The organism is Streptomyces sp. NPDC059002 (assembly GCF_042740435.1).
In the GTDB taxonomy this organism is placed as follows: Bacteria; Actinomycetota; Actinomycetes; order Streptomycetales; family Streptomycetaceae; genus Streptomyces.
On sequence record NZ_JBHYJI010000015.1, the window covers coordinates 44,745 to 63,874 of the forward strand.

The 19,130-nt window shown below is 71.0% G+C and carries 16 protein-coding genes; 13 read left to right on the forward strand and 3 right to left on the reverse strand.

Annotated features, from left to right (window positions below; all coding sequences use genetic code 11):
- Positions 1-28: 28 nt before the first annotated feature.
- The gene (locus ACFWZ2_RS16335; protein ID WP_384546053.1) at positions 29-1,177 is read right to left on the reverse strand and encodes a glycosyltransferase family 39 protein; all 1,149 of its coding nucleotides are present in this window, start codon (positions 1,175-1,177) and stop codon (positions 29-31) included.
- A 228-nt stretch (positions 1,178-1,405) separates the two neighbouring features.
- Between ACFWZ2_RS16335 and ACFWZ2_RS16340 the strand changes: the two genes are divergently transcribed.
- Together ACFWZ2_RS16340 and ACFWZ2_RS16345 are read left to right on the forward strand one after the other, a co-directional pair.
- Complete coding sequence (locus ACFWZ2_RS16340) at positions 1,406-3,037, forward strand: MFS transporter (protein WP_384546055.1); 1,632 nt, start codon at positions 1,406-1,408, stop codon at positions 3,035-3,037.
- A 224-nt stretch (positions 3,038-3,261) separates the two neighbouring features.
- Positions 3,262-4,458 carry an acyl-CoA dehydrogenase family protein gene (locus tag ACFWZ2_RS16345; protein ID WP_384546057.1) on the forward strand — a complete coding sequence of 399 codons (1,197 nt, stop codon included), beginning with the start codon at positions 3,262-3,264 and terminating at the stop codon, positions 4,456-4,458.
- Positions 4,459-4,497: 39 nt separating this feature from the next.
- Here the strand turns inward: ACFWZ2_RS16345 and ACFWZ2_RS16350 are convergent, their stop codons facing one another.
- Entirely contained in the window at positions 4,498-4,947 is a 450-nt protein-coding gene (locus tag ACFWZ2_RS16350; RefSeq protein ID WP_384546058.1) for a cell division protein SepF, read from the reverse strand.
- Between the two features lie 291 nt (positions 4,948-5,238).
- On the opposite strand from ACFWZ2_RS16350, the gene ACFWZ2_RS16355 reads away from it, so the two are divergent.
- The gene (locus ACFWZ2_RS16355; RefSeq protein ID WP_384546059.1) at positions 5,239-6,531 is read left to right on the forward strand and encodes a DUF5685 family protein; all 1,293 of its coding nucleotides are present in this window, start codon (positions 5,239-5,241) and stop codon (positions 6,529-6,531) included.
- A gap of 36 nt (positions 6,532-6,567) precedes the next feature.
- On the opposite strand, the gene ACFWZ2_RS16360 is transcribed toward ACFWZ2_RS16355, so the two are convergent.
- Complete coding sequence (locus tag ACFWZ2_RS16360; RefSeq protein ID WP_384546061.1) at positions 6,568-7,527, reverse strand: transporter substrate-binding domain-containing protein; 960 nt, start codon at positions 7,525-7,527, stop codon at positions 6,568-6,570.
- A 498-nt stretch (positions 7,528-8,025) separates the two neighbouring features.
- Between ACFWZ2_RS16360 and ACFWZ2_RS16365 the strand changes: the two genes are divergently transcribed.
- The 10 genes from ACFWZ2_RS16365 to ACFWZ2_RS16410 all read left to right on the forward strand — a co-directional run bounded on the left by ACFWZ2_RS16365 (position 8,026) and on the right by ACFWZ2_RS16410 (position 18,891).
- Entirely contained in the window at positions 8,026-8,892 is an 867-nt protein-coding gene (locus ACFWZ2_RS16365) for an amino acid ABC transporter permease (RefSeq protein ID WP_384546062.1), read from the forward strand.
- A complete protein-coding gene (locus ACFWZ2_RS16370) occupies positions 8,889-10,631 on the forward strand; it encodes an FAD/NAD(P)-binding protein (protein ID WP_384546064.1) in 1,743 nt (580 codons plus the stop codon). Before ACFWZ2_RS16365 ends, ACFWZ2_RS16370 begins: the two co-directional genes overlap by 4 nt.
- 15 nt (positions 10,632-10,646) lie before the next feature.
- The gene (locus ACFWZ2_RS16375) at positions 10,647-11,543 is read left to right on the forward strand and encodes an amino acid ABC transporter permease (protein ID WP_384546066.1); all 897 of its coding nucleotides are present in this window, start codon (positions 10,647-10,649) and stop codon (positions 11,541-11,543) included.
- Complete coding sequence (locus ACFWZ2_RS16380) at positions 11,540-12,301, forward strand: amino acid ABC transporter ATP-binding protein (protein ID WP_384546067.1); 762 nt, start codon at positions 11,540-11,542, stop codon at positions 12,299-12,301. The genes ACFWZ2_RS16375 and ACFWZ2_RS16380 overlap by 4 nt, the downstream gene beginning before the upstream one ends.
- Positions 12,302-12,311: 10 nt before the next feature.
- Positions 12,312-13,286 carry an ABC transporter substrate-binding protein gene (locus ACFWZ2_RS16385; RefSeq protein ID WP_384546069.1) on the forward strand — a complete coding sequence of 325 codons (975 nt, stop codon included), beginning with the start codon at positions 12,312-12,314 and terminating at the stop codon, positions 13,284-13,286.
- Positions 13,287-13,384: 98 nt separating this feature from the next.
- The gene (locus ACFWZ2_RS16390; protein WP_384546071.1) at positions 13,385-14,467 is read left to right on the forward strand and encodes an LLM class flavin-dependent oxidoreductase; all 1,083 of its coding nucleotides are present in this window, start codon (positions 13,385-13,387) and stop codon (positions 14,465-14,467) included.
- On the forward strand, positions 14,464-15,771 hold the full coding sequence (locus ACFWZ2_RS16395) for an NtaA/DmoA family FMN-dependent monooxygenase (RefSeq protein WP_384546073.1): 1,308 nt from the start codon (positions 14,464-14,466) through the stop codon (positions 15,769-15,771). Before ACFWZ2_RS16390 ends, ACFWZ2_RS16395 begins: the two co-directional genes overlap by 4 nt.
- Before the next feature lie 5 nt (positions 15,772-15,776).
- Complete coding sequence (locus ACFWZ2_RS16400; RefSeq protein WP_384546074.1) at positions 15,777-16,628, forward strand: DUF1684 domain-containing protein; 852 nt, start codon at positions 15,777-15,779, stop codon at positions 16,626-16,628.
- 278 nt (positions 16,629-16,906) lie between these two features.
- Positions 16,907-17,812, forward strand: a complete 906-nt coding sequence (locus tag ACFWZ2_RS16405; RefSeq protein WP_384546076.1) for a S1 family peptidase — start codon at positions 16,907-16,909, stop codon at positions 17,810-17,812.
- 173 nt (positions 17,813-17,985) lie between these two features.
- Complete coding sequence (locus tag ACFWZ2_RS16410; RefSeq protein WP_384546077.1) at positions 17,986-18,891, forward strand: slipin family protein; 906 nt, start codon at positions 17,986-17,988, stop codon at positions 18,889-18,891.
- Positions 18,892-19,130: the final 239 nt, after the last annotated feature.

Here is a 19,130-nt window from a genome sequence, read left to right on the forward strand (position 1 = left end):
CACACCCCCAGAAATGATCATGACGTGATCACGGCGGCCCCGAGCCGTGCAGCCAGAACGCCCCGTACACCGCGCTCACCACGGCCACGCACCCCAGGACCAGCGCCGACCTGGACGTACGCAGCCGGGCCAGCGCCACCGCGAGGGGCAGAAGCAGCGGGAAGGCCGGCATCAGGAGCCGCGGCTTCGAGCCGAAGTAGCCCGCCGCGCACAGCGCGAGCGCGACGACGATCCCGGTGTAGACGAGCAGCGGCAGCGGCTGCTTGCTCCGTACGCCGATGACGTACAGCCAGACCACGAGCGCGACCCCGACGATCAGCCCGATGCCCGCGAGCGCGCCGGGGACGGAGGTGAACTTCTCCCCGATGAAGCGCGCGAAGGCATAGCCGAAGTCGAAGCCGTTGCCCCAGCCGGCCTGGACGTCGAGATAGCCGAAGAGGCCGGCACCGGTGCGGTGGCCGACCCAGAGCACATAGCCCGCGGCGCCGAGCGGGGCGAGGACGACACCGAGGACCATGCGCCAGTCCGCGCGCCGCTCCCGGTACACCTGGACGGCCGCCGCCACCCAGATCGCGGCGACCACCGCCGCGCCCACCGGCCGGGTAAGACCCGCGAAGGAGGCGAGTACGCCCGCCGCCACCCAGCGCCCCCGGAGCACCGCGTACAGCGACCAGGCCGCGAGCGCCGTGAACAGGGACTCGCTGTACGCCATCGACTGCACGATGCCGACCGGCAGCACGGCCCAGATCCCGGCCGCGCAGATCCCGGCCCGGCGTCCGTAGAGGCGGTCGGCGACCGCGAAGATCCCCGCCGCCGCGAACAGCGAGGCGAGCCAGCTCACCACCAGACCCGCGTCCGCGTACGACAAGGGGCTGATCGCCGAGACCAGCCGCTCGAGCCACGGCAGGAGGGGGAAGAACGCGAGGTTCGAGTGGACGCTGCCGTCCGGCAGCGTCACCTCCCAGCCGTAGCCGTGCTCGGCGACGCGGGTGTACCAGAGGGAGTCCCAGCGGGCGGTCAGCAGCGCGTGCGGACTCTTGCCCGCCGCGGCGCCCCAGATCGCGAGCACCGCGAGACCCAGCGCACGCACCCCGGCGTACACGAGGAGCGCGGGCGCCGCGCGGCGCAGCGCGGGGCCCGCGAGGGAGGGCGCGGGGCGTTGATCAAGATCAGTCACGGGCTCGATTATCGGTCGTGCGGGGAACCGGACGCCCGCTCGGGGCGTGGTCGGGAGACGGGGGCGTGGCGCACACCACACCGCATCCGTACAACCGTGAGAGGTCCACCACGCGCCCCAGGCGTGGACTCGCGTACTCTGACGGCTCACTCGCCTTTGTCCGCGCCGCCGGAGCAGGAAGTTCATCCCGCAGGCCGCCGATGCGAGGGATCACTGGGAGGTACGCACATGTCCGGGACGACCACGGCCGCAGCACCGATCGGCCGTCGGGGATCCGGGGCGGGTGCGGGGGCGAACCGCTGGCTCGTCCTCGTCGTCCTCTGCGTCAGCCTGCTGCTCGTCGCCGTCGACGCCACCGTGCTGCACGTCGCCGTGCCCGCGGTCACCGAGGACCTGCGGCCCGGCGCCATCGAGCTGCTGTGGATCGTCGACATCTATCCGCTGGTCTGCGCCTCGCTCCTGATCCTCTTCGGCACGCTCGGCGACCGCGTCGGCCGCAGACGCGTCCTCCTGCTCGGCTACGGCCTCTTCGGCGTCGCCTCCGCGATCGCGGCCCTCGCCGACAACGCGCAGGTCCTCATCGCGGCCCGGGCGCTGCTCGGCGTCGGCGGCGCGATGATCATGCCCGCGACCCTCTCGATCCTGCGCCAGGTCTTCCCCGACCGGCGCGAGCGGGCCGTCGCCATCGGCATCTGGAGCGCGGTGGCCGCCGTCGGCGCGGCCGTCGGACCGCTGCTCGGCGGGTTCCTCCTCGAGCACTTCTGGTGGGGCTCGGTCTTCCTCATAAACATCCCGCTGATGCTGGTCAGCCTGCCCATCGGACGCTGGCTCCTGCCCGAGTCCACCGGCGACCGCGACGGACCGTGGGACGTCATCGGCGCGCTGATGGCCGCGGCCGGGCTCTTCGGCGTCGTGCTCGGCGTGAAACGGCTCGGCAGCGGAGAGTCGCCGCTCGGCGCCACCACCCTCGTCTCGCTCGTCCTGGGCGTCGCCCTGCTCGTCGGCTTCGTGCGCAGACAGCGCAGGCGCAAGCATCCGCTCGTCGATCTGTCGATGTTCGGGCGGCCCGCGTTCAGCACGTCGGTCGGCTGCATCGTCCTCGCCATGCTCGCCCTGGTGGGCCTCGAACTGATCGCCGCGCAGTATCTGCAGCTGGTGCTCGGCCTGTCCCCGCTGGAGACCGGGCTCCGGCTCCTGCCGCTCACCGTCGCCGCGATGGCCGCCGGGCTCGCCGGATCGAAGATGCTGCAGCGCTTCGGGCCGCGCGTGATGGTCAGCACCGGCTTCGCCCTGACCGCGGTGGCCGTGGTGCTCCTCACCGGCATGGGCGACCACGCCAACGACGCGCTGCTCCTCGCCGGGTTCGTCCTGCTCGGCTTCGGCCTGGAGACGACCCTCTTCGGGGCGTACGAGTCGATGCTGAGCGAGGCGCCCCCGTCCCAGGCGGGCGGCGCCGCGGCGATCGGCGAGACCTCCTACCAGCTGGGCGCGGGCATAGGCATCGCGCTGCTCGGCAGCGTCATGAACGCGGCGTACGCGCCGGGGCTCTCCTCGGTGCGGGGGGTTCCGGCGGCGGACAGTGCGGCGGCGAGCCACTCGCTCGGCGAGGCGTACGACGTCGCGGCGCGGCTCGGGGGTGGGCCGGGGGATGCTCTGCGGGCTGCGGCGCGTGATTCTTTCGTGCATGGGCTGCATGTGACCTTGCTGGTCAGTGCGGGGCTGTTGCTTCTTGGCGCGCTGGCGGCGTTGCGGTTGCCGCGGGTCATGGAGTGTGGGGCGCCTGCGGCGCGGGCTGAGGCGGGGATTCCCTCGCCCCGGGATCCGGCGGGGGTCGGTGCGGGGGCGTCCGCCGACGCGTGAGCCTCTTGGTGGCTGGGTTCTTTGGGTGCGGGTGCGTCGTGGCTGGTCGCGCCCACGCGGCGGAGCCGCATATCGACACAGCCCCGCGCCCCTTACGGGGCCCGGCTGGTCCCGCGCCCCTTACGGGGCCCAAGGCACCCTGGACGTGCGGGAGACTGCGTCGTAACGTCAGCGCGAGCCGTGACTAACTACCAGTGCTAGTTTTGTGCCGCCGGAGGCCCCGCATGTCCGCAAGTGCCCGTACCCCTCTGCCGCCCTTCGACCCCGCCGACCCCCTCGGCATCGACGACCTCCTCGAACCGGAGGACCTCGCGATCCGTGACACGGTCCGCAGCTGGGCGGCCGACCGCGTCCTGCCGCACATCGCCGACTGGTACGAGAAGGGCGAGCTGCCCGGTATCCGCGAGCTGGCCCGTGAGCTCGGCTCCATCGGGGCGCTCGGGATGTCTTTGGAGGGCTACGGCTGCGCGGGCGCGAGTGCCGTCCAGTACGGGCTCGCCTGTCTGGAGCTCGAGGCCGCCGACTCCGGCATCCGCTCCCTCGTCTCCGTGCAGGGCTCCCTCGCCATGTACGCCATCCACCGCTTCGGCTCCGAGGAGCAGAAGCAGCGGTGGCTGCCGGGCATGGCCGCGGGCGAGATCATCGGCTGCTTCGGCCTCACCGAGCCCGACCACGGCTCCGACCCGGCGTCGATGCGTACGCACGCGAAGAAGGACGGCACCGACTGGGTGCTCACCGGACGCAAGATGTGGATCACCAACGGGTCGGTGGCGGGCGTCGCCGTGGTGTGGGCGCAGACCGACGAGGGGATCCGCGGCTTCGTCGTGCCGACGGACAGCCCCGGCTTCTCGGCCCCCGAGATCAAGCACAAGTGGTCGCTGCGCGCGAGCGTCACCAGCGAGCTGGTCCTCGACGAGGTGCGGCTGCCCGCGGACGCCGTGCTGCCCGAGGTCGTCGGCCTCAAGGGCCCGCTCAGCTGCCTCTCCCACGCCCGCTACGGCATCGTCTGGGGTGCCATGGGTGCGGCCAGGTCCTCCCTGGACGCGGCCATCGAGTACGCGAAGACGCGCGAGCAGTTCGGCCGGCCCATCGGCGGCTTCCAGCTCACCCAGGCCAAGCTCGCCGACATGGCGGTCGAGCTGCACAAGGGCGTTCTGCTCGCCCATCACCTCGGGCGGCGCCTCGACGCGGGCAGGCTCAGGCCCGAGCAGGTCAGCTTCGGCAAGCTCAACAACGTACGAGAAGCGATCGAGATCTGCCGCACGTCCAGGACGATCCTGGGCGCCAACGGGATCTCGCTCGAATACCCCGTCATGCGGCACGCGACGAACCTCGAGTCGGTCCTCACCTACGAGGGCACCGTCGAGATGCATCAGCTGGTACTGGGCAAGGCGCTCACCGGACTCGACGCCTTCCGGTAGTCCGGCGCCGGTGCACGGTCGCGGTGAGCGGCCTTGCCCCTAGCTCTGATTGAAGAAGCCGTCCGAGGGGCGGCTCGCGGCCTCGCCGTTGACGATCTGGGTGTTCGCGGGGGTGAGCAGGAAGACCCGCGTCGCCACGCGCTCGATCGAGCCGCGCAGACCGAAGGTGAGGCCGGCCGCGAAGTCCACCACGCGCTTGGCGTCGGTGGGCTCCATGGCCGTGAGGTTCATGATCACCGGGACGCCGTCCCGGAAGAGTTCGCCGATGGCCCGTGCGTCCCGGAAGCTGTCCGGGGTCACGGTCCCGATCCTGCGCCCCTCCTCCTCGGCCGCCTCGGTCGCCACCCGCACGCGCGGGTCGGTGACCCAGGCCTCCGGCTGCTCGGGCCCCTCGGCCCGGTCGTCCTCGTACCCGTCGTCGTAGTAGCGCTCGTCATTGTTGTCGTCGACGAGGCCAAGCCAGGCACTCGCCTTGCGCACCGATCCCATGGACGCCTCCTCTCACAGCGGTTTCCCTGCGTTCCGCATCCCTATGGTCGTCCATGATGCGGATGGTGCGCCAAGTGGATAGTCGCCGCGCGGGGTTTTCGTGACGGTACTGGTGCAGAGTCAACACACCGACGTGCGTTGCCCTCCAAGGGTGTTGCTGTGTACGGCTGCTGACAGTGAGTGAAATATGATTCTTCACGGCGTATGGGTGACGACCGGTGCGTCCGGGTGAACGGGACCCTCGCTACGATGCCGGAGTTGATCAGTTTCCGGACTCTCGGGGGAGTCGTCTTGTTCGGAATCGTCAGGCCCTGCAGCCACCGTCTCGGTGAAGGGCTCAAGACGCAGTGGATGGCGCATCTGTGCGGGCTCTGCCTCGCACTGCGCGGTGACCACGGGCAGTTCGCCCGGGTCGTCACCAACTACGACGGGCTCATCGTCTCGGTTCTGACGGAGGCTCAGGCCGAGCGGTCGACCGGCTGGCGGCGCACCGCGGGGCCCTGTCCGCTGCGCGGGATGCGGACGGCCTCCGTCGCGCAGGGCGAGGGCGCGCGGCTCGCCGCCGCCGTCTCGCTGGTGCTCGCCTCGGCCAAGGTCCGCGACCATGTCGTCGACGGGGACGGGCTGCTCGCGCGGGGGCCGGTGGCCGTCGCCGCCCGCCGTGTGGCCAGGAGCTGGGACAAGGCGGGCGCGCGCACCGGTGCCGCGGTGGGGTTCGACACGGCGGTCCTGGTCGACGCCGTCGAACGGCAGGCCGGCATCGAGACCTTGGCCGGGCCCGGCACCTCCCTGCTCACCGTCACCGAGCCGACCGAGACGGCGACCGCGGCGGCCTTCGCGCACACCGCGGTGCTCGCCGGGCGGCCCGGCAACGCGGCGCCGCTCGCCGAGGCGGGGCGGCTCTTCGGCAGGCTCGCGCATCTCCTGGACGCCGTGGAGGACCAGCAGGCCGACGCCGCGTCGGGTGCGTGGAACCCGCTGACGGCGACCGGCACCTCGCGGGCCGAGGCGCGCCGTCTCGCCGATGACGCGCTGCACGGCATCCGCCTCGCGCTGCGCGACGCCGAGTTCACCGACGGCAAGCTCGCGCACCGGCTGCTCGCGCACGAGCTGGGCAGGTCCATCGACCGGGCCTTCGGGACCGACGCGTGCGGGCACGCCCACCAGGTGACGGCCCATCAGGACGGGTCCTTCGGTCCGCCGCCGCAGCAGGGCGGTCCCTACGGGCCCCCGGCCGGTGGTCCGTACGGCTCGCAGAATCCGTACGGGGGCGGCAATCCGTACGGGGGCGGGGCGCCCGGCGGGCCCGGTGGCCCGGGCGGGTTCGGGGGCGGTCCCGGTGGCTTCGGGGGCGGGCCCGGTTTCGAGCCGCAGCCGCCGAAGCCCGGCAAGCGCGGCTTCTGGGCCGGGTGTGCCGTCGCCATCGGGCTGTGCTGCACCTGCAAGGTGTGCTGCGCCGACCACTTCGAAGGCCCCTGGTCCCGCAAGAAGCGCGAGGGCTGCTGCAACAACTGCGACTGCGGCGGCGACGCGGGCTGCTGCTCGTGCTGCGAGTGCTGTGAGTGCTGCGACTGCGGGCTCTAGGGGCGGGGCTTCGCAGGGGGCGTAGGTGAGGGTGCGTCAGTCCTTGATCTCCGGCGGGGAGATCCGGGACTTGTCGATCGCCGAGCCCTGCGTGCCCCACTTCTTCAGGATGCGGTCGTACGTGCCGTCCTTGATCAGCTGATCGACCGCGGCGCGGAACGCGGGCGCCAGCTTCGTGCCCTTCTTGAAGGCGAAGCCGACGTCGAGCCGGTGGTACTCGCCGAGGAACTTCAGGCCCTCCTGCTGTTTCACGGCGTACCGCAGGCCGTTGATGGTGGACATCACCACGTCCGCGCGGCCCTGTTGCAGGGCGGGCCAGATCGCGCCCTGATCGGCGTAGGTCTTCACGCTGTACGGCTTCTTGCCCGCGTCGTCGCAGACGTGCTTGTTGTCCTCCAGGGTCACTTCGAAGGTGGTGCCCGCGCCGGTCGCCACGTTCAGGCCGCAGAGCTGCTCGAAGTCGGTGACCTTGGTCAGCTTGCTGTCCTTGCGGACGGCGAAGCCCTGGCCGTCGTTGATGTAGGTCACGAAGTCGATGGTCCTGCGGCGCTCCTCCGTCACGCCGAAGTTGCCCGTGCCCAGGTCGTACTTGCCGCTGTCCAGGGCGGGCAGGATCGCCTCGAAGCTCGCGGCCTCCCGCTTCAGCTTCAGGCCGAGGACCTTGGCGACGGCGTCCGCGAAGTCGATGTCCTGTCCGACGACGGTCTTGCCGTCCGCCAGGTAGGTGGTGCCCGGCGGGGTCCCGCCGACGGCGGAGGCCAGCCTGAGGGTGCCCCGTTCGCGTACGTCCGCGGGCAGCAGCCGGGCCGCGGCCGCGTCCTTCCGCACCGCCGACACCACGTCCTTGGTGGGAATCCCGGAGCTGTCGCCCGCGGGGGCCGCGCCGCCCGTGGCATCGGCGGAGTCGCCGGAGCCGCAGCCGGTGAGGACGAGCGTGGCGGCGGTGATCAGGGCGAAGGCCGCGGGGATGCGGCGGGAATGCGGGGGCGTGCGCATGGCGTGACGGTCTCCAGCTAGGCAGGGCAGGGCGAAGCGACGTGCGAGGGGAGGGGTGCCGGTGCTCGTGCCGTGGACAGGGCGGCTGAGCGGTGGCGTACGTGTGTGAAGGCGGGGCGACGGCGCGTGGGCGCTCGACGGTGGAAGGGGAACGCAGGGACCGACCCGGCGGCGGGCGGGAGAAGGGTTCGGCGAGCCCGGAAAGGGGCTCGGTGCGTGCAGGGGGGTCGGCTCAGGAGGACATCAACAAGACGCCGACCACACTCGACCGAGGTCGATGTGGGAGCGCGTGACCAGCCACTGCTGCGGATGCATGGCCTAAGTGGAACAGGCATCCGTTTCTGCGTCAACTGCCGTGAGACGTACGGCTCATAATCTGGACAGCCTTGACAGCGGGCGGAAAGCGCACCGTAATCTCAAGGACGGATCGTGCTGAGGGGCTCGGTCCGTGTGAAGGCACCACCGTGTTCGATCTCCTGTATCCACGGAGCCTTCCGCATGTCTTCCGACACCCTCGCCAAAGTCGCGACCGCCCCTCCTCCCGAAGGTCCCGCACCGCTCTCCGACACACCGCACATCGTGCCGAGGCCCCGCGCGGGCCAGTGGACGGCCGCCGCGCTCGTCCTGATCCTGCTGGCGCTCGCCGCCAACTCCGTCGTCCGCAACGAGGCGTTCCAATGGGACGTCGTCGGTGACTACTTCACCTCGGCGGCCGTCCTGCGCGGCCTCGGGCTCACCCTCTGGCTGACCGCCGTCGTCATGGCGCTCGGCTTCGCGCTCGGCACGCTGCTCGCCATGGCCAGGCTCTCCGCCAACCCCGTGCTCCGCGCGGTGAGTTGGGGGTACGTCTGGTTCTTCAGGTCGATGCCGATCCTGGTGCAGCTGCTCTTCTGGTTCAACATCGGCGCCCTGTACCCGCAGGTGTTCGGGATCCAGACGGTGAACCTGATGGGGCCCGCCACCATCGCCGTCGTCGGACTCACCCTGCACGAGGCCGCGTACGCCGCCGAAGTGGTGCGCGGCGGCATCCTCTCCGTGGACCGGGGGCAGATCGAGGCCGCGCAGTCGCTCGGGCTCGGCCGGTGGCGGCGCTGGCGGCGGATCGTCCTGCCGCAGGCCATGCGGTCCATCGTGCCGCCCGCAGGGAACATGCTGATCGGCACGCTCAAGGGCACCTCGATCGTCAGCGTCATCGCCGTACAGGACCTGCTCTACTCCGTGCAGCTCGTGTACCACCGCACCTACCAGGTCATCCCGCTCCTGATGGTCGCCACCATCTGGTACGTCGTGGTCACCTCGGTGCTCAGCGTCGGCCAGCACTACGTGGAACGGCACTACGCGCGCGGATCGGAGCGGACCCGATGAGGCGCTCGCTCGTGATCGTGGGGGCCGGGCCGCGCGGCACCGGCATCCTGGAACGCATCGGCGCCAACGCGGCCGAGCTGTACGGGGGTTCGGGGCTCGACATCCACCTCGTCGACCCCTACCCGCCCGGCGGCGGCCGCATCTGGCGGCACGACCAGTCGCCGCTGCTCTGGATGAACTCGCAGGCCCAGGACGTCACGATGTTCACCGACGAGACGGTGCAGGTGACGGGCCCCGTCCTGCCGGGACCCGCGCTCGACGAGTGGTCCGGGCTCGACGGACGCACCTTCGTCAGCCGCCGCGACCAGAGCCGCTATCTGGGCTGGGTGTACGAGAAGGCGGTGGCGGGACTGCCGCGCGACACCGTCGTCCGCCACCACCGGCGCAGGGCGGTGCGCGTCACCGGCGAGCGCACCGGCCGCCAGGAAGTGTGGCTGGAAGACGTCGAAACGCCGCTCACCGCCGATCTCGTCATCCTCACCCAGGGCCATCTCGACGCCGAACTCGACGAGGAGCAGGCCCAACTGGCCGCCTACGCCGAGCGGAACGGGCTCGTGCACCTGCCGCCCGACTTCACCGCCGACACCGACCTGTCCAGGATCGCCCCCGGCGAACCCGTCCTCGTACGCGGCTTCGGGCTCGCCTTCGTCGACCTGATGGTGCTGCTCACCGAGGGGCGCGGCGGGCGGTACGAGGGGGAGACGTATCTGCCGTCCGGGCGCGAGCCCGTCCTGTACGTCGGCTCGCGGCGCGGCGTCCCCTACCACTCCAAGATCGGTTACGACTGGACGGGTGAACGGCCGCCGCTGCCCCGCTACTTGGGCCCCGCCGAGATCGACGAGCTGCTCGCAAGGCCCGAAGGCCACGACTTCCGCCGCGACGTATGGCCGCTCATCGAGAAGGAGCTCGGCTTCGCCCACTACCACCGGCTCTTCACCGGGCACCCCGAGCGCACCCGCGCCGCCTGGGCGGACTTCGACGAGAAGTACGCGGCGTGCCCGCCCGGCAGCCCCGAACTGGACGCCCTCGTCGCCTCCACCGTGCCCGACCCCGCCGACCGGCTCGACCTCACGGCACTCGACCACCCGCTCGCCGGGGTGCGGCACACCTCGTACGAAGCACTCCAGGACGGTCTGCGCGGCTACATCACCGACGACCTCACACGCCGGCACGACCCCGGGCACAGCCCCGACCTCGCCGTGTTCCTCGGACTGCTCTCCGTCTACGGGCAGTTGATGCGGCTCGGCGACGTGGGGGAGTGGTGGCACGGCTTCTTCAGCTATCTCGCGTCCGGGCCGCCGGGACCCCGGCTGCGGCAGCTGCTCGCCCTGTCCCGCGCCGGGATCGTACGGTTCCTCGGCGCCGACGTCCGCGTCACCGCGGAGGACGGGGTGTTCCGCGCGCAGAGCCCGACCCTGCCGGGGCAGGTCACCGAGGCCCGCGCGCTCGTCGAGGCGCGCCTTCCGCAGCCCACCGTCGCCCGCACCCGCGACCCGCTGCTGCGCGCCCTGTACGCCGAAGGGGTCGCGGTGACCGAGGCGGGGCTGCTCGCCGTCGATCCCGCCGACGGCCGGGTGCTCGACCGCGCGGGCGTGCCCCATCCGCGCCGTTTCGCGCTCGGCCCGCACACCGACGCGCGCGGCGCGGGGGCGTTCACCCGACCGCGCACCAACAGCCCCTCCTTCCGGCAGAACGACGCCACCGCCCGCGCCGTACTCGACTTCCTGCGCACGACCTGAGCCCCGAGGAATCCCATGTCTTCCCTGACCAGCGATCCCCCCGTCGGCGCGGCCGGCGAAGCGACAGGACCACCTGTCGAGGACTACGGCGCCCTGAAGGTCGTGCCCGTGCGCCACCCCTTGCGGTGGGCCGCCGTCGCCGCGACCGCCGTCCTCGTCGCCCAGTTCGCGCACGGCCTCGTCACCAACTCCGCCTGGGAATGGGAGGTGTTCGCCGAGTTCTTCACCGCCGACGTGATCCTCAAGGCGGTCTGGGTCACCCTCCAGCTCACCTTCTACGGCACCGCCATCGGCTTCGCGCTCGGCATCGTCCTGGCCTTCATGCGGCTCTCGGCGAGCCCGTTCCTGAAGTCCGTGGCCTTCGGCTACATCTGGGCGTTCCGCTCCATCCCGCTCATCGTGCAGCTGCTGTTCTGGTTCAACCTGGCCTACCTGTACAAGGAGCTGCAGTTCGGGATCCCCTTCGGGCCCGGCTTCTTCTCCTTCGACACGATGGGGCTGGTCGGCGCGATGAGCGCGGCCGTCCTCGGGCTCGCGCTGCACCAGGCCGCGTACGCCGCCGAGATCGTGCGCGCGGGCGTACTGGCCGTCGAGGGCGGGCAGTTGGAGGCGGCGGCCGCGCTCGGCATCCCCAAGCTGCGGCAGGTGCGCAGGATCGTTCTTCCGCAGGCCATGCGGTCGATCCTGCCCAACGCGGCGAACGAGATCATCTCCCTCTTCAAGGGCACCTCGATCGTCTCCGTGATGGCGATCGGCGAACTCTTCTACCAAGTGCAGGTCATCTACGGCCGCAACGGCCGTGTCGTACCGCTCCTGATGGTCGCCACCGTCTGGTACATCCTCCTGACCAGCGCGCTCTCCGTCCTCCAGCACTACGTCGAACGTCACTTCTCCAAGGGGGCCACGCGATGAACGCCATGGTCGAACTCCGTTCCGTACGCAAGTCCTTCGGGTCGCTGGAGGTGCTGAAGGGCGTCGACCTGGAGGTGCGCACCGGCGAGGTCACCGTCGTCCTCGGCCCCTCCGGATCCGGCAAGTCGACGCTCCTGCGCACCATCAACCACCTGGAGAAGGTCGACGGGGGCTGGGTCAGCGTCGACGGCTCGCTCGTCGGCTACCGGCGCTCCGGCGACAAACTGTACGAGCTGCGCGAGCGCGAGGTACTCAAGCAGCGCACGCAGATCGGCTTCGTCTTCCAGAACTTCAACCTCTTCCCGCACCTCACGGTCCTGGAGAACATCGTCGAGGCCCCCATCTCCGCGCTGAAGCGGCCCCGCAAGGAGGCCACGGCGAGCGCGCAGGCGCTGCTCGCCAGGGTCGGCCTCGCCGACAAGGCCGACGCCTACCCCAAGCAGCTCTCCGGCGGCCAGCAGCAGCGCGTCGCCATCGCCCGCGCGCTCGCCCTCGAACCGAAACTGCTCCTCTTCGACGAGCCGACCTCCGCGCTCGACCCGGAACTCGTCGGTGAAGTCCTCGACGTCATCAAGGACTTGGCGCGCCAGGGCACCACGATGATCGTCGTCACGCACGAGATCGGCTTCGCCCGCGAGGTCGCCGACACGGTCGTCTTCATGGACGACGGGCGGGTGGTCGAGCAGGGCGCTCCAGCCGACGTACTCGACAAGCCACAGCACGAGCGCACGCGCGCGTTCCTCTCCAAGGTCCTCTAGGAGCCCCTGAATGCATTCCCGACGCACCACCCTTGCCGCCGCCCTCGCCGTGCTGGTCGCCACGCCCCTGCTCGGTGCCTGCGGCGGCGACAGCGACGCCGCGACCGGCGGCGGCAGGCCCGGCATCAAGAAGGTCGGCGCCATCAACATCGGGCCCGAGCAGCACCGCGTACGCGGCAAGAAGGTCGCGGCGATCGCCGCGCTCGTCCCCGAACAGATCCGAAAACGCGGCACGTTGCGGCTCGGCGGCGGCGCCGACTCGACCGCGCCGCTCGGCTTCTACGCCACCGACGACAAGACCCGCATCGGCTCCGAGGTCGACCTCGCGATCCTGGTCGCCGACACGCTCGGCCTGAAGCCGCAGTTCTCGCAGGTCTCCTGGGAGAACCTCTTCGTCGGCCTGGACAGCGGGAAGTTCGACGGCGTCTTCAGCAATGTCACGGTGACCGAGGAGCGCAAGGAGAAGTACGACTTCGCCACCTACCGGCTCGACAACATCGCCTTCGAGGCGAGGAAGGACGCGGACTTCACGGTGAAGGGGCCCGCCGACGTGGCGGGCAAGTCCGTCGCCGTCTCCTCCGGCACCAACCAGGAGAAGATCCTCGTCGACTGGAGCAGGAAGAACGAGAAGGCCGGGCGCGAACCGGTCGACATCAAGTACTTCCAGAAGGACTCCGACTACTACCTGGCCCTCCAGTCCGGGCGCATCGACGCGTATCTCGGGCCCAGTCCTTCCGTGTCGTATCACGTGGCGTCCGCGGGCCAGACGAAGACCGTCGGGGTGCTGTCCGGCGGGGGTGCCGGGGTGCAGGGGGAGATCGCCGCTACCACGGCGAAGGGGAGCGGGCTTGTCGACGCGTATGCCGCGGCGCTCAATCACGTGATCGAGGACGGGAGTTACGCGAAGGTCCTGAAGCGGTGGGGGCTTTCTGGTGAGGCCGTCTCCAAGTCGCGGATCAATCCGCCGGGGTTGCCCAAGCCGTAGTCAGCCGTAGTCGTTCGGCTGCCGGTCCGCTGGGGCTTGTTGCGCAGTTCCCCGCGCCCCTGAAAGGGGGTGCCTTCCCCGCCAGAAAGGTTTAGTTGATGACCCACCATGTACCCGGCCGTGGCCCCCTTCATCTCGCCGCCGCCATGGATCACCCCGGTGCCTATGAAGCCGCCCCGTACGCCGAATTGGCGTTGCTCGCCGAGGGCGGGGCGTTGGACTTCGTGACGCTCGGGGACTCCTTCGCGCGGCCCGGACTCGACGCGCTCGCCGTGTTGGCGAGGGTCGCGCCCGCCACCGGTCGGATCGGGCTCGTGCCGACCGTGACGACCACGCATACCGAGCCGTTCCATGTGCAGGCCGCCGTGGCGACGCTGGACTGGGTCAGTCACGGGCGGGCCGGGTGGGCGGTCGACGTGTCGGCGACGGAGGCCGAGGCGCGGCTGTTCGGGCGGCGGAGTGCCGCGTCGCGCGACGAGTTGTGGCAGGAGGCGGCCGAGGTCGCCGATGTGGCCGCTCGGCTGTGGGACAGCTGGGAGGACGACGCGGAGATACGGGACGTGCCGACCGGGCGTTTCATCGACCGCGACAAACTGCACTACGTCGACTTCGAGGGGCGCGGCTTCTCGGTGCGCGGCCCCTCCATCGTGCCGCGGCCGCCGCAGGGCCACCCCGTGGTCGTCGTCGACGCCACCGAGCCGCGGGCCAGGGAGGCCGCGGCCCGGCACGCGGATGTCGCCCTGGTGCGGGCCGCGTCCGCCGCGCAGGCCGATGCCGCGCGGGCCGAACTGCGCGGGCTGGCGGCCCGGTTCGGGCGGGACCCGGACGCGCTGCGGGTGTTCGCCGCCCTCGTCGTCGACCTCGGCGGCGGGGAGTACGCCGCGGAGCCGGGGCACGGGGGAGGGCCGCTGCCCACCGCCGACGGGCCGGCCTACCGGGGCGGGCCCGTGGACCTCGCCGAGCTGATCGCCGACTGGCATCGCGCGGGGGCCGTCGACGGCTTCCACCTCGCGCCCGTCGAGCCGCGCCGTGACCTGGAGCGGCTCGTCAACGGCACCGTCGCGCTGCTCCAGCACCGCGGCCTGTTCCGCACCTTCTACCCGGGCAGCACGCTCCGGGAGCACCTGGGCCTCGCCAGGCCCGCCAACCGTTACGCCGCGCTCGCGGGGGAGCCCTCATGACCGAACGTACCCAGCACCGGCAGATCCATCTGGCCGCCCACTTCCCCGGCGTCAACAGCACCACCGTCTGGACCGACCCCAGGTCGCGCTCGCACATCGACTTCGCGTCCTTCGAGCACCTCGCCCGCACCGCCGAACGCGGCCTGTTCGACTTCTTCTTCCTCGCCGAGGGGCTGCGGCTGCGCGAGCACAAGGGGCGCATCCACGACCTGGACGTCGTCGGGCGGCCCGAGTCGCTGACCGTCCTGACCGCGCTCGCCGCCGTCACCGAGCGGCTCGGCCTCGCGGGCACGGTCAACGCGACCTTCAACGAACCCTATGAACTCGCCCGCAGGATCGCCTCGTTGGACCACCTCAGCGCGGGCCGCGCCGCCTGGAACGTGGTCACCACGTCGGACGCCTTCACCGGCGAGAACTTCCGGCGCGGCGGCTATCTGGACCGCGCAGACCGCTACACCCGGGCCGCCGAGTTCCTCGCGACGGCCCGCGAACTGTGGGACTCCTGGACGCCCGAAGGACGCCAGCGTTCCTTCGCGCACCACGGGGAACACTTCGCGATCGAGGGCGAGTTCACCGTCCCGCGCTCCCCGCAGGGCCACCCCGTCGTCATCCAGGCCGGGGACTCGCCGGAGGGACGCGAGTTCGCCGCGTCGGCCGCCGACATCATCTTCACGCGGCACGGCACGCTGGAGGCGGGGCGGGAGTTCTACGCCGACGTGAAGCGACGCCTGGCCGGGTACGGGCGGGAGCCCGACGACCTGAAGATCATGCCCGGGGTCAGCTACGTCCTCGGCGACACCGCGGCCGAGGCGCAGGAGAAGGCCACCGAGATCCGCCGCAAGCAGGTCTCCCCGCAGAACGCGATCCTCGCCCTGGAACAGGTCTGGGGCGTCGACCTCTCCGCGTACGACCCGGACGGGCCGCTGCCCGACATCGACCCGGACCCGGACTCGGAGCTGGTGCAGGGCCGCGTGAAGATCAAGGATCCCCTCGCCGTCGCCGCGAAGTGGCGGGCCCTGTCCGAGGCCAAGGGCCTGTCCATCCGGCAGACCGTCATCGAGACGACCGCCCGCCAGTCCTTCATCGGCACCCCGGACGCGGTCGCCGCCGACCTCACGGAGTTCGTGGCCACCGGTGCCGCCGACGGCTTCATCCTCGTCCCGCACCTCACGCCCGGCGGGCTCGACGACTTCGTCGACCGGGTGGTGCCGCTGCTCCAGGAGCGGGGCGTGTACCGCACGGAATACCAGGGCGCGACGCTGCGCTCCCACCTCGGGCTGCGCGAGCCCCTATGGAAGGGTTGATCACCATGAGCACCGAACACGACGCCGTCGCGGACGCCGACGCCGTACAGGACTGGAAGCAGTGGCACGAGCGGCGCACGGAGAGCGTGTCCGCCCCCTACGGGCCGCTCTCCCTCACCGGCACGCACTGGCTCGCGGACCATCCGGAGGGCAGGCTCCCTGGGCTGCCCGGGCAGTGGGCCGAGACGCCGGACGCGGTCGTCCTGACCGCGGGCGCCGACGACGGGCTGACCGTCGACGGGCGGCCCGTGACCGGGGAGGTCCGGCTGACCGCCGACAGCGGCCCTGTCCCGGACGCGCGCGTCGCGCACGGCGGGCACCGGCTCGTCGTGCTCCGGCGCGAAGGGCTCTGGGCGGTACGGGACTTCGACCCGGACGCCGCCGCGCGCCGCGCCTTCAAGGGCATCGAGGCCACGCCGTACGACGCGCGCTGGGCCGTGCCCGGGCGCTTCACGTCGTACGGCGAGGACCGCACCGTCACGGTCGGCAACGCGGACGGCAAGCGGCGTGGCCTCGGTCTGGGCGGTGAACTCTCCTTCCGCATCGGGGGAGTCGAGCACTCCTTGCAGGTGACCGTGGAGGCCGATGTTCCCCAAGCTCTCGGCTCCGCTCGAGCAGGGGAGGCCCCATTGCTGTGGGCTGTCTTCGCGGACACCACGAGCGGCACGTCGAGCTACCGCTTCCGCTTCCTGCGGCCCGCCGCGCCCGACGCCGAGGGGCGCACCACGGTGGACTTCAACCGGGCGCTGCTGCCGCCGTGCGCCTTCGCCGACCACTTCCTCTGCCCCTTCCCGCCGCCCGGCAACACCCTCGGCACCGAGATCGCGGCGGGGGAGCGGAACCTTCTCGACCGCTGAGACGTCAGACCGCAGGGACGCACGAACGGCGGCCCACGACGCACGGCCGATGACCCCAGCCCCGGTGGCGTACGACAGGTACGAACCCATCGGGGCCGGTCGACGTGTATCGGTCGGCGGCCGAAAGACGCCCTTGTGCGGCTTGTCCCGCCCCCCAATACTCCCGAGCAGCGCTTGTCAGGAGCACGGCGTATCCGGAATGAGGGCTTGCTCTTTGGCTGCGCCTCACGGGTCCTCAACCCACAAGGACCCACTGACTTCCCTCGGGAGGAACCAACGTGAGGATCAAGCGCACCATCCCCCGCAGTGGCATAGCGAGACGGACCTCCATGCTCGCCGTGGCCACCGGACTCGTGGCCGCCGGAGCGCTCGCCGTACCCGCGGCCAGCGCGCACGACGGCGTGGCGACCTTCAGCGCGGCGCAGCTGGAACAGGCCAGCGACGCCGTGCTCGACGCGGATGTCGCGGGCACCTCCTGGGGTGTCGACGCGAAGACCAAGCAGGTCGTCGTCACGGCCGACAGCACGGTCTCCAAGGCGGAGATCGCCGAACTGAAGGCGGCGGCGGGCAGCAACGCGGGCGCCCTGAAGATCGAGCGCACACCGGGCAAGTTCCAGAAGTACATCTCCGGCGGGGACGCCATCTACGCGTCCAGCTGGCGCTGTTCGCTCGGCTTCAACGTGCGGGACAGCAGTGGCGCCTACTACTTCCTGACCGCAGGGCACTGCACCGACGGTGCGGGCACCTGGTGGGCCAACTCGGCGAAGACCACCGTGCTCGGCACCACGTCGGGCTCCAGCTTCCCGACCAACGACTACGGCATCGTCAAGTACACCAACACCTCGATCACCAAGTCCGGCACCGTGGGCAGCCAGGACATCACGCGCGCGGCCGACGCCACGGTCGGGCAGAACGTCTCCCGGCGAGGCTCCACGACCGGTATACACACCGGGCGGGTCACCGCGCTGAACCAGACCGTCAACTACGGCGGCGGCGACGTCGTCTACGGCATGATCAAGACCACGGTCTGCGCCGAGCCCGGCGACAGCGGCGGCCCGCTGTACTCGGGTTCCACCGCACTGGGTCTGACCTCCGGCGGCAGCGGCAACTGCTCCTCGGGCGGCACGACCTTCTTCCAGCCGGTCACCGAGGCGCTGCGCGCGTACAACGTCAGCGTCTACTGAAACCGCTGAACCGAACGGCGCGCACGCACGCAGCCAGCAGCGGGTGAGCCCCCGTCCGGCCACCGGACGGGGGCTCACCCTTGCCTCCCGTCACCCTCTCCCTTTGTGTCCGTCACGGGGTTACCTTCGAAGAGCACGCCCAACACGCCCAATTCGGACCCTGGGGGGCCGGCATGGTCGAGGAGCTGGTGGCAGCGGGAGTGACCGCCGGGGCTGTCGGAGCGGTCTACGCGATGGCGGCGGCGCGCGTCGTCAAACAGTACGAACGCGGCGTGGTGCTGCGCCTCGGCAGGCTGCAACGGTCGGTGCGCGGACCGGGGTTCACCATGATCGTGCCGGTCGTCGACCGGCTCCGCAAGGTCAACATGCAGATCGTGACGATGCCGGTGCCCGCGCAGGACGGCATCACCCGCGACAACGTCACGGTCCGGGTGGACGCCGTCATCTACTTCAAGGTCGTCGACGCCGCCGAGGCGGTCGTGCAGGTGGAGGACTACCGCTTCGCGGTCTCGCAGATGGCGCAGACCTCGCTGCGCTCCATCATCGGCAAGAGCGATCTCGACGACCTGCTCTCCAACCGCGAAAAGCTCAACCAGGGCCTGGAGTTGATGATCGACTCCCCGGCGATCGGCTGGGGCGTGCAGATCGACCGCGTCGAGATCAAGGACGTCTCCCTTCCCGAGACCATGAAACGCTCCATGGCCCGCCAGGCCGAGGCCGACCGGGAACGCCGCGCCCGCGTCATCAACGCCGACGCCGAACTGCAGGCCTCCAAGAAGCTCGCCGAGGCCGCCCACGAGATGTCCGAGGAACCCGCCGCCCTCCAACTCCGCCTCCTGCAGACCGTGGTGGCCGTCGCCGCCGAGAAGAACTCCACCCTCGTCCTGCCCTTCCCCGTCGAACTCCTGCGCTTCCTCGAACGCGCCCAGCAGAACCCGCAGCAGCAGCCCCAGGGCGAGGCGCGGAGTGAGATGCAGGGTCCTTCGCAGGGCCCCGGGCGGCTGCCGGAATCCGGAGTGCGGGAGGCGGAAGTCGGAGAGCTCGGCCGCTCCACGGGGTCGAGAACCGGACAGGACTAGACGTCACAGGCTGGCGACCGCCCCCTCGCACGCGGTGTTTGCAACGGGAACCGACGTGGTGAGACAGAGATCGCTCAACGGCCCGGGGGCGCACGGCCGTTGTCGTGCGCGCGTCCTGAAGTAGACCTTGTGTGCTACCGGAGGGCATCGGGATAGTGGGCGAGGCCAATTTGGCATGGACGCGGCTTCTCCAGCGTGGAAATTCCGTGCCGCGTAAGCCCTGCGGCCCGTCAGGCCCC